The sequence below is a fragment of the Salinicoccus albus DSM 19776 genome, from assembly GCF_000385175.1.
Classification (GTDB): domain Bacteria; phylum Bacillota; class Bacilli; order Staphylococcales; family Salinicoccaceae; genus Salinicoccus; species Salinicoccus albus.
The window spans coordinates 179,518-194,185 of the sequence record NZ_ARQJ01000032.1; the positions used below are offsets into that span (position 1 = coordinate 179,518).

A 14,668-nucleotide genomic window follows, 5' to 3' on the forward strand; every position below is an offset into this window, starting at 1 on the left:
TTGCACTCACCTTTTATACTCACTGTTTAATTCATTCAACTGTTGCACCAATCTTGCCTGGAGTTCTATATCATTGTTATTTTCTGCTTCCTGAAGCTGAATATAAAGAGATTGTTTTTCTTTCTCATTATATCTAATACCACTTAGGTCCTCGAGATAATCATTGATCTCTTCCTTTGTTATATCCTCATTTACCAGGATACTGTCCATTTCAAGCGCAACGCTGAATAGTTCTCCATCAATGTATTGGCTAAACGATGATATATCAAAATCGGTATAATTGTCAAAATATGTGCACAACCCTTTAAATATAACATAATATTCAGGTGTGGTTAATACTTCTTCATTAATATTATGCTGAAAAACTTTAAACAAATCTTTGTCTTTCATCAGTGCACACAAAAAATAGCGTTCTTTTCGCGGCCTCAGCGGCAGCTGCCTTACAGTGCTCTGAGTGCTTAAAGGCGCCTGCTGATGGTTTGATACAGGCACTTTATCTTCAAGGGATCTTTTATCTACTTTGTATCTGCTGCTGATGTGCTGGATCAGTTTTTCTTTTATCATTGCATCATTTACATATCTTAAATGTTCAGCAAGTGTGTTCATATTGCTGGTAAAAGCCATATCGTTATTCAGACTTTCCTCAAGCAGAAAGTCTGCTTTAAAATGAATAAAATGTTTTTTTTCATTTTTAACCAGTGTTTCAAATGCCTCCTTACCATTTTTCTCTATATATTCATCAGGATCCATACCCTTGGGTACTGTAATAACATACACATTGAGACCGGACGCGAGCAATTGTCCCCCTAAATTCATCTGCGCGCTCTGGCCTGCTTCGTCTCCATCAAACATCAATGTAATATTTGAAGCGAGCCGGTTTAAAGTACTTACATTTTCATCGCTGAGTGCTGTTCCCATCAAACCGATGATATTGGAGATATCGGTCATCTTTACTTTTACAATATCCAGGTGCCCTTCCATCAATATTACTTCATCGTTTTTACGTATATCTTTTCTGGCATCACTTAAATTATAGAGCAACTGCCGTTTTTGGAAGATCGGCGTTTCAGGTGTATTTAAATATTTAGGCTCCTGACCGTCTAAACTTCTCGCTGTATAGCCCACGGTGTAGCCCTGATGATTTTGTATAGGGATCATGATTCTTCCATTGAAACGGTCATAATAGGAGAAATGATCTTCATTCCTGGAGACCAGACCTGCCTGATAAGCCAGTTCCATTGAATACCCTTTATCCAAAACCGCATTTTTCGTGAAATCGCGCATATCCGGGGCCAGGCCGATTTTCTCTTTGCGTAGAATATCGGCTGAAAATCCGCGTTCTGTTAAATAATCCAGTGCCTCCTGACCTTCGTTTGTGTGCATCAGAATGTGATGAAACAGATCGGTTAAATATTCATGCAGGCGAATCATCTGCATGTGGGTATCATCCATATTGGATTCTTCCCTGGCGATCTCCATTCCGAGAGGTTTCCCTAAATCCCTGACGGATTCGGTAAAAGTCTTATTTTCCATTTCCATATAAAACTGAAAGACGTTGCCCCCTTTTTTACAGCCAAAACAGTGACAGATCTGTTTATCAGCACTGACTGTAAAAGAAGGCGTTTTTTCATCGTGAAAAGGACAGAGACCGACATAATTCCGTCCCCTCTTTTCAAGCTTTATATAACTGGACACCAGATCGATAATATCGGTGCCATTTTTCACAGTTTCAACTGTGTCATTGGAAATTTTCAAATTTCATCATCCTTTAATGTCCACCCGGCCATCTACATGCTTCATGATTTCGTTGGCTGTTTCTTCAATCGCTTTTTCCGAAACGTCGATCACCGGACAGCCAATCCTATCGATTGTTGCATTAAAATGCTCAAGTTCTTCCTGTATCCTTTTATCGTTGGCATAGCTGGCTGTATCTTTTAAGCCAAGCTGCTGCAGACGTTCTTTTCTAATTTTGTTCAGAGTTTCAGGGTTAATTTTCAATCCGATACATTTTTTCTTATCGACATGGAACAGTTCTTTCGGCGGCACCACTTCCGGTACAAGCGGCACATTCATCACCTTGTATTTCTTTAGTGCTAGAAACTGTGACAAAGGCGTCTTTGAAGTCCTGGAAACACCGATCAGCACAATATCTGCCTTATCCAATCCGCCGGCGTCCTTACCGTCGTCGTATTTTACGGCGAATTCAATTGCCTCTATCTTCTTGAAATAATCTTCATCCAATTTATGCACACGGCCCGGTTCATAATATGGCTGTTCTGCTGTTCTGCCTTTGAGAACATTCATCAGCGGTCCCATGATATCCACTGAAGGTATTTCTTCCGCTTGCAATTCCTCGTATATATATTTGCGGAGTTCGGGGGTAATAATCGTAAATACTACGATAGCGCTTTTACTTTTGGCAAGATCCACCACATCATCAACATGTTCTTCTGTTTCAATATATGGATATCTGATGAGAACTTCACCGGATTCGTCAATGTTGAATTGTGAAAGGCATGCTTTAGCAACAAGTTCTCCCGTCTCCCCGACTGAATCTGAAGCAATGATTACTTTCAAATGAGACATTCAAACACATCCTTATTCCATAAGATTCACAAATACGCGTGCGATATTTGTTTTAGTGATTCTACCGATAACGACTTCAACCCCCTCCTGTTCCTCTATAACAGGAAGCGAATCGATCTGTTTTTCAATGAGCTGGTTTGCAGCATATATCAGCAGGTCATTCGGATAACAAATTGTTATGCCCGGCTTGCGGGTCATGATGACACTGACCGGTGTCTTTTCAATATCATTATTGCCCATGGTGCCTCTCAAGAGATCTTTCCTGGATATGACACCTGCCAGTCCGTTGCTTTCATCAATGGCATATAATGTACCGACATCTTCCAAAAACATTGTAACGATGGCTTCATATATGGAAGTTTCCTTCTTGATCAGTATGGGTACACTCTGTACATCGCTGACTATGATGTTTCTTATCTTGGAACTCATCACTTCTTCAGTTTCTTTTCCTGTATAAAAATAGCCCACACGCGGTCTTGCATCGAGATAGCCCGACATTGTCAGTATAGCTAAATCAGGACGCAGTGTGGCTCTTGTCAATGACAGCTGTTCTGCAATCTTCCTGCCGGTGATCGGGCCGTGCTGTTTTACAATTTTGAGTATTTTTTCCTGTCTATCGTTCAGTTCCATGCCATCACTCCCAACAAATTAATTATAATACATATAAGAGGATAAAGAAATATGAGCAAAAGATTGCAGAACTATTAAACTCGATATATAATAGTGACTAAGCGAGTTAAGGATGGTGTGAGCTTAACAGTAAATATGGCGTAAAACTGACTGAAATTATAAATATAAAAGCGGAGTGTTGACACTAATTGGGGTGGAACCGCGGGCTTTGCTCGTCCCCGGATAACAAATTTTCTGTTGTCCGGGGATTTTTGTATTTGAATCACCATCCTAAAGCCAAATTTTAAAGGAGTCGATCTTGATGGAAATGGATACGATTGTAAATTTAGCAAAAACGAGAGGTTTTGTATTCCCAGGCAGTGAAATCTACGGCGGTCTGGCCAATACATGGGATTATGGCCCTCTTGGTGTGGAACTTAAGAATAATGTAAAGAACGCCTGGTGGAAAAAATTCATACAGGAATCGCCGTACAATGTAGGCCTTGATTCCGCCATTCTGATGAATCCTAAGACATGGGAGGCTTCCGGCCACCTGGGTAACTTCAACGACCCGATGATTGACTGTAAGGAATGTAAATCGCGTCATCGGGCGGATAAGCTTATCGAAAATGTGATTCAGAAAGAGGATGAAACATTTGTCGCGGACGGTCTGAGCTTCGATGAAATGAGCAGGATTATCAGCGACAGGGATATCCGATGCCCGGTCTGCGGAGCTCATGACTACACTGAAATCCGCCAGTTCAATCTGATGTTCAAAACGTTCCAGGGCGTAACCGAATCTTCAACGAACGAACTCTTTTTGCGCCCGGAAACTGCGCAGGGCATTTTTGTCAACTACAAGAACGCTCAGCGGACAATGCGTAAAAAGCTGCCGTTCGGTATCGGCCAGGTCGGTAAATCATTCCGTAATGAAATCACACCGGGTAATTTCACCTTCAGAACACGTGAATTTGATCAGATGGAACTTGAGTTTTTCTGTAAGCCAGGCACTGAAATTGAATGGCAGAATTACTGGAAGGAATTTTGCCAGAAGTGGCTGGATGACTTGAACCTGAAAAAGGAAAACAGAAGACTGCGGGACCACGATGAAGATGAACTCAGTCATTATTCCAATGCAACCACAGATATAGAATATAAATTTCCGTTCGGCTGGGGAGAACTTTGGGGGATAGCCAGCCGCACAGATTTCGATCTTCGTCAGCATATGGAACTTTCCGGTGAGGACTTCACGTATCATGATCAGGAAACAGGCGAAAGGTATGTCCCTTACTGTATCGAACCCGCGCTTGGCCTCGACCGGATGACGCTCGCATTCCTGTGTGATGCCTTCAGAGAAGAAACACTTGAAAATGGGGAATCACGCAAGGTGCTCCATCTTCATTCACAGCTTGCACCTTTTAAAGCGGCAGTACTCCCATTGTCGAAAAAGCTGAGTGGCGATGCGATAAAAGTATATGAAAAAATCGCCGGGGATTTCAACGTCGAATTTGATGAATCCCAATCCATCGGCAAGCGTTACAGAAGACAGGATGAAATCGGTACGCCGTACTGTATTACATTCGACTTTGATTCACTTGAGGATGGTAAAGTGACAATCCGCGACCGTGATACGATGGAACAAAGCCGTGTAGCTATTGAAGAAGTGAACAGCTTCCTTAGAGAAAAAATGGTCTATTAATACTTTGCTGATGAGAACAGAGTGAAATGCTCTGTTCTTTTTATGTGTCTTCGCCGGCATGGACCAGTTTTCTTGATTTGAAATACACACCAGTATATTCATCGTAGATGAGTTCAACAAATTTCAACAGTTTTTTTGCGTTGTCTTCAGATATATGAATGGATTCCACTTTGTTGACTGGAACATGTTTCATATAATTGGAAAGATAAATCACACGGCTGCCGATCGGAACGGAACGGTAGCCAGTTTCATCATTCAGACACTGATCGCATACCACACTGTGATATTTGAATGAATAATGAGTAAAGTTTCGGTAATCACGCGAACCGCATATACCGCACTCAGTGACATTCATTCCCGCACCGTAGTATGGCAGCATTTTTATCGCACAAAATGCAACTGCGCCGGATGGCTGGCTGCCCGACTCGATCAATTCCAAAGATTTGATCAGAAGCCGGTAAAAACTTTCCTGAGAATGTGCTTCATCCAGCGCCTTCATAATAAATTCGACTGCGTAGGCAGCATGGCTGTAAAGATCAAAATTACTGTTCAGTTTTATGAATGGCTGTACAACATCCACCTCGTTTAAAGTTCCCATGCCTTTAAAACGGCTGTATGTGAAAAGCACTTCCTTGATCCCCTGCTTCAAAACGATGAACGGACTCTGTGTCTTATTAAAACCTCTGGCCATGAGTGCGATCTGTGATCCTTCTTCGGTCAATACAGTGATGATCCGGCTCGACTCACTATAGTTCGTCTGCCGGATCATCACCCCTTTTTGCTGATATATCATCGGATTCTAATACTCCTCATCCTTGTATCCAAGTGATCGCATAAACTGGGATTTGTTTCTCCAGTCCTTTTGAACTTTCACCCAGAGTTCCAGGAATACCTTGCTGCCTAACAGACTTTCAATATCTCCCCTTGCCAGGCTGCCGATGTCTTTCAGCATTTTACCATTTTTGCCAATGACCATGCCCTTCTGAGAATCGCGTTCAACATAAATCGTCGCGTTCACATGGACCATATCACGATCATCAGCGAGCATTTTATCTACTTCGACACCGATGGCGTGTGGTATTTCCTGGCTGGTCAAATGCAGGGCTTTTTCCCTGATCAGTTCACTCACGATAAAATGTTCGGGATGGTCCGTAATCCTGTCTTCAGGATAATACATCGGACCTTGGGGCAGATAACTTTCTATCACTTCCAGCAGCTTGTCAACATTGTTCCCCTGCAACGCTGAAATGGGGACGATGTCGCTAAAATCGAATTTATCTTTATAAGTTTCAATCTGTTCGAGCAATTTATCCGGATGTACAAGGTCGATTTTGTTCAATACAAGAATCACGGGTGTTGTTGTGTTCTGCAGCATGTCAATGATGAACTGATCCCCGCGTCCGAGTTCTTCAGAGACATTGATCAGAAACAGAATGGCTTCAGTTTCACGGAGTGTATCGCGTGCGACTTTCATCATATGTTCTCCGAGCTGGTGCTTCGGCTTATGAATACCCGGTGTATCAATGAAGATCATTTGAGAGTCTTCAGTTGTGTGCACGCCCTGTATCTTATTTCTTGTAGTCTGAGGTTTATCAGACATAATTGCCACTTTCTGACCCAGCACCTTATTCATGAATGTTGATTTGCCGACATTGGGTCTGCCGATAATGCTGATAAATCCTGATTTAAATTCCTTTTCGTTCATTTAATCCATATCCTTTCCGGAAAAGCCGAGCGGAAGAAGATCATCCACCGTACGTTTGATGACATCTCCTGATCTGTTTGTCAGATAGACCGGCATATTATCTTCACACAATTCTTTCATGACCTGTCTGCATACACCACAAGGGCTTGCTGGTTTTTCTGCATCTGTCACAATGACAATCGCTTTGAACTGTGTAATATTATTTGAATAGGCACTGACAAGCGCACTGCGTTCAGCACAAATCGTTGCAGAGTATGCCGCATTCTCAATATTGGCACCATAGATATACTTATCATCTTTCGTTACTAACAGCGCGCCGACATTGAACTTGGAATACGGCGTGTATGCGCTCGCTTGTGCTGTTTGAACTTCCTTCAGCCATTCTTGCTGAAAAATCCCATCATTCATAATATCCATCCCATTCATTTTATAGTATATAGGGTATAAAAATGACTAACCCAATGATTACTGCATAGAGACACGCAAGGAATACTGCTGCTGCACTGACGTCCTTAGCTGCTCTTGCATATTCATGATAATGCTCTGTCACCAGGTCCACAGTAAATTCGACACCGGTATTCATCACCTCAGTGACCAAAACAGCAAAAATTGCACTGGTTAAAAACAGCCATTCCACTTTTTCAAGGCTAAAAAACAGCCCAAGCAATACTACCAGGACTGTGGATATCATGTGAGCGAGGACATGCATATCTTTTTTAAGCATTGTCTTCAAACCCATAAAGGCAAATTTGAATCGCCTCAACAATCTACCTGTCATAATGTTAAACCTCTCTGGATACGCCGTATGCCTCTAATATATCGTCCTGGAGCCGCATCATCTCTTTTTCCTCATCGGTTTTTATATGATCATAGCCAAGCAGATGTAAAAAACCATGCAGGCTCAAAAACAGCAACTCACGTCTGTAACTGTGACCGTAATCTTCTGATTGTTCTTTAGCTGCATCAGTGCAGATGACGACATCCCCCAGGGTGCGAAATGCTTCTCCATGAACCAGATTATCCACATCATCTTCCAGGGCAAAGCTGATGACATCAGTCACCTTATCCTTATTACGGTAATAACTGTTTAAATTTTGAATTTCTTCTTCATTTACAAAAGAAATACTGAGTTCCGCATCGTCGTCCTGTTTCAGGTAATCATATGCAAAATTGAGAAGTTGATCGATATCTTGCTGCTGCAGGCGCTCTGTTCGATTTTCTTCGTCTATGAAATCAACAGTCAGCATATAATTGTCACTCCTGTTCGTATGCTTTTATAATTCTTGTAACAAGGGGATGACGGACGACATCAGATTCGTCCATTTTGTTTACCGCAACCCCTCTGACACTCGAAAGGATTTTAACAGATTCAACCAGGCCGCTCTTTGTGTTTCCCGGCAGATCGATCTGTGTCTCATCACCAGTGACGACCATTTTGGAACCGAATCCGAGACGTGTCAAAAACATTTTCATCTGCATTTCAGTTGTATTCTGGGCTTCATCAAGAATGACAAACGCTTCATTAAGTGTACGCCCCCGCATATAGGCCAGCGGCGCCACTTCCACTACACCGCGTTCAATCAGGCGGTCCGTCTGTTCCACACCCAATACTGTGTGGAGACCGTCATAAAGGGGACGCAGATATGGATCTACTTTTTCCTTCAGGTCACCGGGAAGGAAGCCTAAATTTTCTCCGGCTTCGACTGCAGGCCGGGTCAGCACAATCCGTTTAACATCGTTTTCCCTGAGCATCTGACACGCCAATACAACAGCCAGGAATGTCTTGCCTGTCCCGGCAGGGCCGATGCCGAAAGTCAGGTCATTCTTCCTGATATTCTCAATATAAAGCCGCTGTCCCGTCGTCTTGGCCTGGATACCTTTGCCTTTGATATCTTTGGCAATTTCCTCATTGTATAGATCCGCGAGATATTCAATCGTACCTTTGCGTGCCATCATGGCAGCGGACTGGACATCACGCAGGTTGACCTTCATGCCCCGCTGTATAATTCTGAGCAGATTGATCAGCACATCTTCTGCAAGTTCAACATTTTCATCATCGTCACCACTGACAGTAATTTCATTACCCAGTGTGTGGATCGTTACGTTGAACTCCTCTTCCAGATAAGTAAGATGCTGGTCATTGGCACCGATCAGTGCCTGGGCCTCTTCAAGGTTGTCAATACTAATAATATTAGGCATTCGCAAACCCCTTCTTCATAGTCTCTTTCAATATAAATTTACCACTTAGATACAGTGACTGCAATGAATTGCTACAGTTTAAACACACTACATGTGCTGTTCATGGGTTTTTTATAGATATTCATCCGAGTGATGATATTCTTCCCTGCACTTTTAAATGTAATGAAAATCCCAAGATCCATTGATTCTCTGACGTCAAAGGTGAAAACGCATTCTATAGCAGCATCCTTACCGTGGGTGATGAGGCTTCGTATATTAATTTCTGTGACATTAATTGACCTGTACCCCATTATCTGTGCTGATGTTCCCCATATATTCACCTCCCTGAATTATCTTTACCCATGAAATACAGTTTAAAAGATATGACCGGGGGAACCTGTATTATAAATCATTATTTAAGGAGAGAATATACAAGTAAAACTAAAAGCGCTATATTTAAACACATCACTCAAGCATGGTGGTGAAGCTTCAAACACCGAGGCATTGATGCAGAACTCACTGGTTAAATTACAAAATGAAAATTTAGAAACTGAAATTTTAAGAATTGAGCAAGGTTGGAATGGATGCGGATATGGGCAGCGGTGATCAATGGCCTGAAATCTTTAAAAAAATTTTGGAAGCTGACATCATCGTGATGGGCACACCGATATGGAATGGTCATATGAGCAGCCTGGCCACATTGGTTATGGAAAGAATCTATGCACAAAGTGGTGAGACGGCCTCAAACGGACAATCCGTATACTATAATAAAGTTTTCGGTACCATTGTTACAGGTAATGAGGACGGTGCTAAAAAAGCGGGGGATCCATCCAATCGCATATGGCAAACCTTGGTTTTACAATTCCGCCAAACACCAATGCATATTGGGTAGGCGAAGCCGGTCCCGGCCCATCATACATTGAGGCCGGCCAGGATAATGAATTTACAAAAAAGCACACTGATATGCTGAGTTATAATCTGATGCATATGGCGAAAATTTTAAAGGAAAATCCCATTCCGGCAAAAGGAAACAAGCTCGAATGAACAATGATTATATAGAGGGACCGGGTTCCATATCAGGTAGATGATATGGAACCCGGTTATGATCATATTATTCTTCTGCTGAATCATCATACGCCTGCACGGCTTTGCCGCCGTATACACTGCCGGGGCCGCCACCCATGACGATGGCCACGCCTGCGATTTCAGCAATCTCTTCCCGTGTCGCACCCAGTTTGATCAGCTTGTTAACATGATTGCCAATGCAGCCTTCACACTTATCTGCAATGGCATAAGACAATGCTGCTATTTCCTTGGTTTTTTCATCCAGAGCGCCTGCTGCATAAGCTGAATCCTGCAATTCTTTGAAGTTTTTCATCGTATCCGGGAGCGTTTTTTGGAGCCTTTTCGTATTGCCTTGAGCCACTGTATTTATCTCTTTGAAGTTAACCATATTAATCCGCCCTTTCCTTATTGATTATAATCATACTATATCAATGAATCGTGACGGATGTGAATTCAAATGATTACTGCAAATATCTCGCATCCCATCTTTCCGGAAGAAGATCTTTCAATTTTGCGACCCGTCTGTCGGGCAGGCCGATTTCACAATTGTAGTTTGAATCCCCGACCTGACTGATCAGCTCGCGGCATCTGCCGCAAGGCGGGAGGACATTACCACTTTCATATACTGCAATAATTTTATCAACGCGATATTCTCCTTGGGTCACCATCGTGGAAATAGCATTATGCTCGGCGCAAAAACCGATGGATGAAGGAAGATCCAACGCTACACCGGTATAAACATTGCCCTTATCAGTTAACAGAGCTGCAGCAACATGCCCCATTTTACCGTTGCGTGTAGTCCTGGTTGTATTAAGTTTGGATCGTGCTGCATTGTATAGTTCATCAAATCCCAAAATCGACACCTCTTTATAAAGTGGTTTCATTATTTTACCCACATAAAAAACCACCAGCAATGGCGGTTTGGTTCATTATTATAACTCAGGGACAACCCCCGAGGATCACTGTATTTTTATTGCCCGAAATAGGCCCGGCTTTCCCCATATGATTCCTGTCCCCAGCCTGCTTCTTCTCCACCTGCAAGTTCCATGGTAAACAGATGAATGCTGACAATTGCCATAAAAGCAAGGACAAAGATAAATGCGGTTGCAATGAATGACACGTTGATGAATGCAGGGATTAAAATCAGCAGCGGGATCAGCAGTGTCGCAAGCAGACTTCGTTTGCGATATTCTCTGGACAGATACTGCACTTCGCCGCAATGCGGACAGTTCATCCCGGCTTCTAAAGTTGAATATCTTTTAATAATGGCCCTGAGCGGCCATCTATTTTCGCAATTTGTACATTTTACCAAAGTTTTCTCTCCTCAAACCATAAGTTTTCACTTTGCTATGATCGCCAAAAAAGGGATGTGAAATAGTATAACACATATACGCCTGCAATCAATATAGCGATAAGCCAAATGTAGAATATATACTTATTGAATTGTTTTTTATTGCCAAGCAAATAGATGAATGCGGTGATTAATATCGGGACCATTAATATTATGAATATGATCATAAAAAGAATATTCATTTGCATTTCCTCCTGATTCATGGTCAGTCATTTAAATGCTTAATACTTCCAACCAGTTCGGGCAGCCCCCGTTCAAATGTATGGGATTCATCCATTACAATATGGGATTCATTGAATTTTACAGCGTCGCTGTACGCTCTGAAATGCGTCAAAGGAACAATATTATCCATATCGCTGTGGTATATTGCCTTGTGGCCCGTCTCAGGCAGCCGGCTGCCGAAATCCTCAGTGAGTACATAATCACTGTTCTGCCACTCTTCATCCAGGCCCCAGAAGGGCGCACTGATTATATATATTGCCTTTAATGAGGTGTGGATCTGCTCTTCTGACAGGTATTTCAATAAAAAAGACCCGCCCAGAGAATGCCCGATAATGATAAGATCGCCCTGATTTTGAAGATTCAAAGAAATTTCATCTTTCCATGCTTCATATGAAGGATCCTTCGGGTTGGGCAATTGCGGTGCAATGATCTTATAATATTCCGGGAGATACTCTTTTAAATAATTCAGCAGACCTGTACTGCCTTCATTTTCAGTTTGTGGACCCGCACTGTGTAAAAATAAAATTTTCTGATTTTCCATTTAACCATCCCCATGGTGAGTATTTTATACACTCTATTATTACATACTATTGTTTAAATAAACAAACTCTCACCTGAGATGAGGGATCGGCAATTCAAGATCATTCATCGAGTTTCAAAGCTTTTAATTGTTCAGCCAGAGTATCGTTGATTGGCTCTTCTTTATCCTGTTCTTTGATATACTTATTGACGGTGCGTTTATCTGCCTTACCTTTATCTTCTTTTTTCTTTCTTTCTTCAAACGCAGACATCTTTTCTTTGTAGCCGCATACACATGTGAAGATCCGGCCGCTGCCTTCCCCGCTGAGCGTCATTTTCTTTTTACATTTAGGGCATCTGGCATTTGTTATCTTTGCAATGTTTTTCCTGTGACCGCATTCCCTGTCCTGACAGACGAGCATTTTCCCTTTCTTGCCGTTCACTTCAAGCATCGGTTTCCCGCAATCCGGACATGATTTACCGGAAATATTATCATGTTTATATTTCTTATCACTATTTTTAATCTGCGTGGTGATATTTCTTGTATGATCTTTCATCTCATTGATGAAAATTTCTTTTTTGAGTTTTCCCTTTTCTATATTTTCGAGCTTTTGTTCCCAGATTGCCGTAGTGGCCGGGGACTTTAATTCATCGGGGACAAGGTCAAGCAGCTGTTTCCCTTTTGATGTGATTTTAATTTGCTGTCCCTCTTTCTCCACCATAAATGAATTGAAGAGCTTATCGATAATATCCGCTCTTGTCGCTACGGTCCCGAGACCACCTGTTGAAGAAAGGGTCTCTTTCAGTTTTTTATCCTGGACTTCCACATATTTTGCCGGGTTTTCCATGGCAGACAGCAATGAAGCTTCTGTGAAACGGCTGGGCGGTTTTGTCTGGCCGTCGGTCTGGTTGATGCTGTGAATGCTGATCTGTGAGTTTTCTTTTAACTGAGGGAGCGTTTGATCAACCGCTTCATCATCAAAATTGTTTGAATACACTGCTCTCCAACCTGCGCTGATTACAGTTTTTCCCCTGGCGATAAAATGTTCCGCATTAATCAGTGCCCTGACTGTCATTTGTTCGTATTCATACGGGGGAAGAAAGACTGCGAGGAACCTTTTGATGATCATATCATAAATACGTCTTTCCCTTTCATTGAAGTCCGAAGGATGCACATGATTTTCCGTCGGTATGATTGCATGGTGGTCGCTGACTTTTTTATCATCGACAAATGAATGATTTGTCTTTATTTTATTTCTGAGTATTTTAGCTGTGATGGCCCTGTATTCACCGATGCCGCAGGCTTTCAGCCGTTCCGGTATCGTTGGAATGATATCTTGTGAGAGATATCTTGAATCTGTACGCGGATAAGTCACTGCTTTGTGACGTTCATAAAGGGACTGCATCGTATTCAGTGTTTCTTTGGCCGACATGCCAAACTGCTTATTAGCCTCTCTCTGCAACTCTGTTAAATCATACAGGCCGGGCGCAAATGATTTTTTTGGCTTCTTATCAACGGATGTTATCGTCGCATCATTACCGGAAACTTTTTGGAGGATCGCATCTGTCTTTTCTTTATCAAAACTTCTGTTGTTCCCTTTATCGTCCATCCACGTAAAACTGATATCTTTCCCTTTCGCTTCTATGCCATAGAAGGTTTGGGCGTTAAAATTCTTTATTTCTTCTTCCATCGAAGCAATGATGGCAAGTGTCGGTGTCTGTACACGCCCGCAGTTCAGCTGGGCATTGAACTTGGTCGTCAGCGCACGTGACGCGTTTAATCCGATATACCAATCAGCTTCCGACCGTGCTGCCGCTGCGCGGTACAGGTTTTCATAATTTTTGCCTGGCTGCAATCGATTGAAACCTTCTTTGATTGCTTTATCCGTTACAGAGGATATCCAGAGTCTTTCAATCGGTTTTTTGGCCCTTGCTTTATCGATGATCCATCTTGCTACCAGCTCACCTTCACGGCCGGCTTATCTATATAAAAATGTACATAATTAAAGTGTACATAAAAACTAACCCAACTGGTACTTTAAATGCTTTAATATCAATATAATCTGGATAAAAAATTCTAAGATATATTGCACATTAATCTAAAAATCAAAATTAACCTTAAATGAATATCTAATAAATGATGATTCTAAAATATTGTACATTATTTCAATAATAAATAAGTCTTTATTAGGCTATAATACATAAACAAAATAACATTTTAAGTCTATAATAGAAATATATTTAATCCTGAATTATTCATACTTCCGAGTTGAATCATCGTTTGAGTCAAAATCATATGCTTTCTGAAATTTTCTCTATTGACTGGGCAAAATCAAAGTCATTGTCTTATTTTGAACGGCGTTTCAGTATGAATATCTAAATCTGATCTGTTTTTGGACAGACTACACCCTTGGTTTAAAATCATTGTTTGAAAAATGGATGTTCGTCTCATTCACTCCAGTTTCAGTGTTTGAATCCGCTGGAGGACCTGGTTGAAAAAATCCTTGTATACAAAACTGCTGGCTAACTTAAATTGAAGCGACCGCGCGGATTTTACCAGTTTACTGGCCACCTTGATGATGCGGATTCGAATGGTCTCAATCTGCATACTCTTTTGTCCGTCTGGAAAACAGAGGATCCGCAGCCAGTTCGTCAGATTGTAGGCCAACAGGCTGACCATCATTTTCGCTGCATTGATCCGGAAGGTATGGCTGTCCATCTTGTCCATCCGGAA

General features: G+C 41.9%; 16 protein-coding genes and 1 pseudogene. 2 read left to right on the forward strand and 15 right to left on the reverse strand.

Annotation, left to right across the window (positions count from 1 at the left end):
* Nucleotides 1-6: 6 nt before the first annotated feature.
* From dnaG to ccpN, 3 genes are read right to left on the reverse strand one after another with little or no spacing between them, the layout of a single operon-like run.
* Nucleotides 7-1,755, reverse strand: coding sequence for a DNA primase (gene dnaG, locus G343_RS0112240; protein ID WP_020008444.1), 1,749 nt, complete (start codon nt 1,753-1,755; stop codon nt 7-9).
* Between the two features lie 6 nt (nt 1,756-1,761).
* On the reverse strand, nt 1,762-2,586 hold the full coding sequence (locus G343_RS0112245; RefSeq protein WP_020008445.1) for a pyruvate, water dikinase regulatory protein: 825 nt from the start codon (nt 2,584-2,586) through the stop codon (nt 1,762-1,764).
* Nucleotides 2,587-2,598: 12 nt separating this feature from the next.
* Nucleotides 2,599-3,216, reverse strand: coding sequence for a transcriptional regulator CcpN (gene ccpN / locus G343_RS0112250; RefSeq protein ID WP_020008446.1), 618 nt, complete (start codon nt 3,214-3,216; stop codon nt 2,599-2,601).
* A gap of 301 nt (nt 3,217-3,517) precedes the next feature.
* On the opposite strand from ccpN, the gene G343_RS0112255 reads away from it, so the two are divergent.
* The gene (locus G343_RS0112255) at nt 3,518-4,894 is read left to right on the forward strand and encodes a glycine--tRNA ligase (protein WP_020008447.1); all 1,377 of its coding nucleotides are present in this window, start codon (nt 3,518-3,520) and stop codon (nt 4,892-4,894) included.
* 40 nt (nt 4,895-4,934) lie between these two features.
* On the opposite strand, the gene recO is transcribed toward G343_RS0112255, so the two are convergent.
* Genes recO through G343_RS0112285 form a run of 6 tightly spaced genes read right to left on the reverse strand, consistent with a single transcriptional unit; the run spans nt 4,935 to nt 8,798 of the window.
* Nucleotides 4,935-5,687 carry a DNA repair protein RecO gene (gene recO, locus G343_RS0112260; RefSeq protein ID WP_020008448.1) on the reverse strand — a complete coding sequence of 251 codons (753 nt, stop codon included), beginning with the start codon at nt 5,685-5,687 and terminating at the stop codon, nt 4,935-4,937.
* 6 nt (nt 5,688-5,693) lie between these two features.
* Nucleotides 5,694-6,599: a GTPase Era gene (gene era, locus G343_RS0112265; RefSeq protein ID WP_020008449.1), complete on the reverse strand. Its 906-nt coding sequence runs from the start codon at nt 6,597-6,599 to the stop codon at nt 5,694-5,696.
* The gene (gene cdd, locus G343_RS0112270; RefSeq protein ID WP_020008450.1) at nt 6,600-7,007 is read right to left on the reverse strand and encodes a cytidine deaminase; all 408 of its coding nucleotides are present in this window, start codon (nt 7,005-7,007) and stop codon (nt 6,600-6,602) included.
* A 19-nt stretch (nt 7,008-7,026) separates the two neighbouring features.
* Nucleotides 7,027-7,377 (reverse strand): diacylglycerol kinase family protein, encoded by a 351-nt coding sequence (locus G343_RS0112275; protein WP_020008451.1) that lies wholly within the window; start codon nt 7,375-7,377, stop codon nt 7,027-7,029.
* Between the two features lie 4 nt (nt 7,378-7,381).
* The gene (ybeY, locus tag G343_RS0112280; RefSeq protein WP_020008452.1) at nt 7,382-7,846 is read right to left on the reverse strand and encodes an rRNA maturation RNase YbeY; all 465 of its coding nucleotides are present in this window, start codon (nt 7,844-7,846) and stop codon (nt 7,382-7,384) included.
* Nucleotides 7,847-7,853: 7 nt separating this feature from the next.
* The gene (locus G343_RS0112285; protein WP_020008453.1) at nt 7,854-8,798 is read right to left on the reverse strand and encodes a PhoH family protein; all 945 of its coding nucleotides are present in this window, start codon (nt 8,796-8,798) and stop codon (nt 7,854-7,856) included.
* A gap of 559 nt (nt 8,799-9,357) precedes the next feature.
* Between G343_RS0112285 and G343_RS15900 the strand changes: the two genes are divergently transcribed.
* Entirely contained in the window at nt 9,358-9,669 is a 312-nt protein-coding gene (locus G343_RS15900) for a flavodoxin family protein (protein ID WP_342662123.1), read from the forward strand.
* A 219-nt stretch (nt 9,670-9,888) separates the two neighbouring features.
* On the opposite strand, the gene G343_RS0112300 is transcribed toward G343_RS15900, so the two are convergent.
* The 6 genes and pseudogenes from G343_RS0112300 to G343_RS0112330 form a co-directional block, all read right to left on the reverse strand.
* Nucleotides 9,889-10,230: a carboxymuconolactone decarboxylase family protein gene (locus G343_RS0112300; protein ID WP_020008455.1), complete on the reverse strand. Its 342-nt coding sequence runs from the start codon at nt 10,228-10,230 to the stop codon at nt 9,889-9,891.
* 73 nt (nt 10,231-10,303) lie between these two features.
* Complete coding sequence (locus G343_RS0112305) at nt 10,304-10,726, reverse strand: cytidine deaminase family protein (RefSeq protein WP_083931399.1); 423 nt, start codon at nt 10,724-10,726, stop codon at nt 10,304-10,306.
* 86 nt (nt 10,727-10,812) lie between these two features.
* Nucleotides 10,813-11,154: a TIGR04104 family putative zinc finger protein gene (locus tag G343_RS0112310; protein WP_020008457.1), complete on the reverse strand. Its 342-nt coding sequence runs from the start codon at nt 11,152-11,154 to the stop codon at nt 10,813-10,815.
* A 244-nt stretch (nt 11,155-11,398) separates the two neighbouring features.
* Complete coding sequence (locus G343_RS0112320; RefSeq protein ID WP_020008459.1) at nt 11,399-11,956, reverse strand: alpha/beta hydrolase; 558 nt, start codon at nt 11,954-11,956, stop codon at nt 11,399-11,401.
* A 100-nt stretch (nt 11,957-12,056) separates the two neighbouring features.
* A pseudogene (locus tag G343_RS14685) lies at nt 12,057-13,913 on the reverse strand (DNA topoisomerase III); the annotation flags it as partial.
* Between the two features lie 473 nt (nt 13,914-14,386).
* Nucleotides 14,387-14,668, reverse strand: a 282-nt coding sequence (locus G343_RS0112330) for a transposase (RefSeq protein WP_020008461.1), incomplete at its 5' end; no start/stop codon positions are given.

Excerpts from the sequence above, each read along its gene's own strand:
- G343_RS0112245 (WP_020008445.1), bottom strand. The coding sequence starts at position 2,586 with ATGTCTCATTTGAAAGTAATCATTGCTTCAGATTCAGTCGGGGAGACG.
- ccpN (WP_020008446.1), bottom strand. The coding sequence starts at position 3,216 with ATGGAACTGAACGATAGACAGGAAAAAATACTCAAAATTGTAAAACAG.
- G343_RS0112255 (WP_020008447.1), top strand. The coding sequence starts at position 3,518 with ATGGAAATGGATACGATTGTAAATTTAGCAAAAACGAGAGGTTTTGTA.
- recO (WP_020008448.1), bottom strand. The coding sequence starts at position 5,687 with ATGATATATCAGCAAAAAGGGGTGATGATCCGGCAGACGAACTATAGT.
- era (WP_020008449.1), bottom strand. The coding sequence starts at position 6,599 with ATGAACGAAAAGGAATTTAAATCAGGATTTATCAGCATTATCGGCAGA.
- cdd (WP_020008450.1), bottom strand. The coding sequence starts at position 7,007 with ATGAATGATGGGATTTTTCAGCAAGAATGGCTGAAGGAAGTTCAAACA.
- G343_RS0112275 (WP_020008451.1), bottom strand. The coding sequence starts at position 7,377 with ATGACAGGTAGATTGTTGAGGCGATTCAAATTTGCCTTTATGGGTTTG.
- ybeY (WP_020008452.1), bottom strand. The coding sequence starts at position 7,846 with ATGCTGACTGTTGATTTCATAGACGAAGAAAATCGAACAGAGCGCCTG.
- G343_RS0112285 (WP_020008453.1), bottom strand. The coding sequence starts at position 8,798 with ATGCCTAATATTATTAGTATTGACAACCTTGAAGAGGCCCAGGCACTG.
- G343_RS15900 (WP_342662123.1), top strand. The coding sequence starts at position 9,358 with ATGGATGCGGATATGGGCAGCGGTGATCAATGGCCTGAAATCTTTAAA.
- G343_RS0112300 (WP_020008455.1), bottom strand. The coding sequence starts at position 10,230 with ATGGTTAACTTCAAAGAGATAAATACAGTGGCTCAAGGCAATACGAAA.
- G343_RS0112305 (WP_083931399.1), bottom strand. The coding sequence starts at position 10,726 with ATGAAACCACTTTATAAAGAGGTGTCGATTTTGGGATTTGATGAACTA.
- G343_RS0112320 (WP_020008459.1), bottom strand. The coding sequence starts at position 11,956 with ATGGAAAATCAGAAAATTTTATTTTTACACAGTGCGGGTCCACAAACT.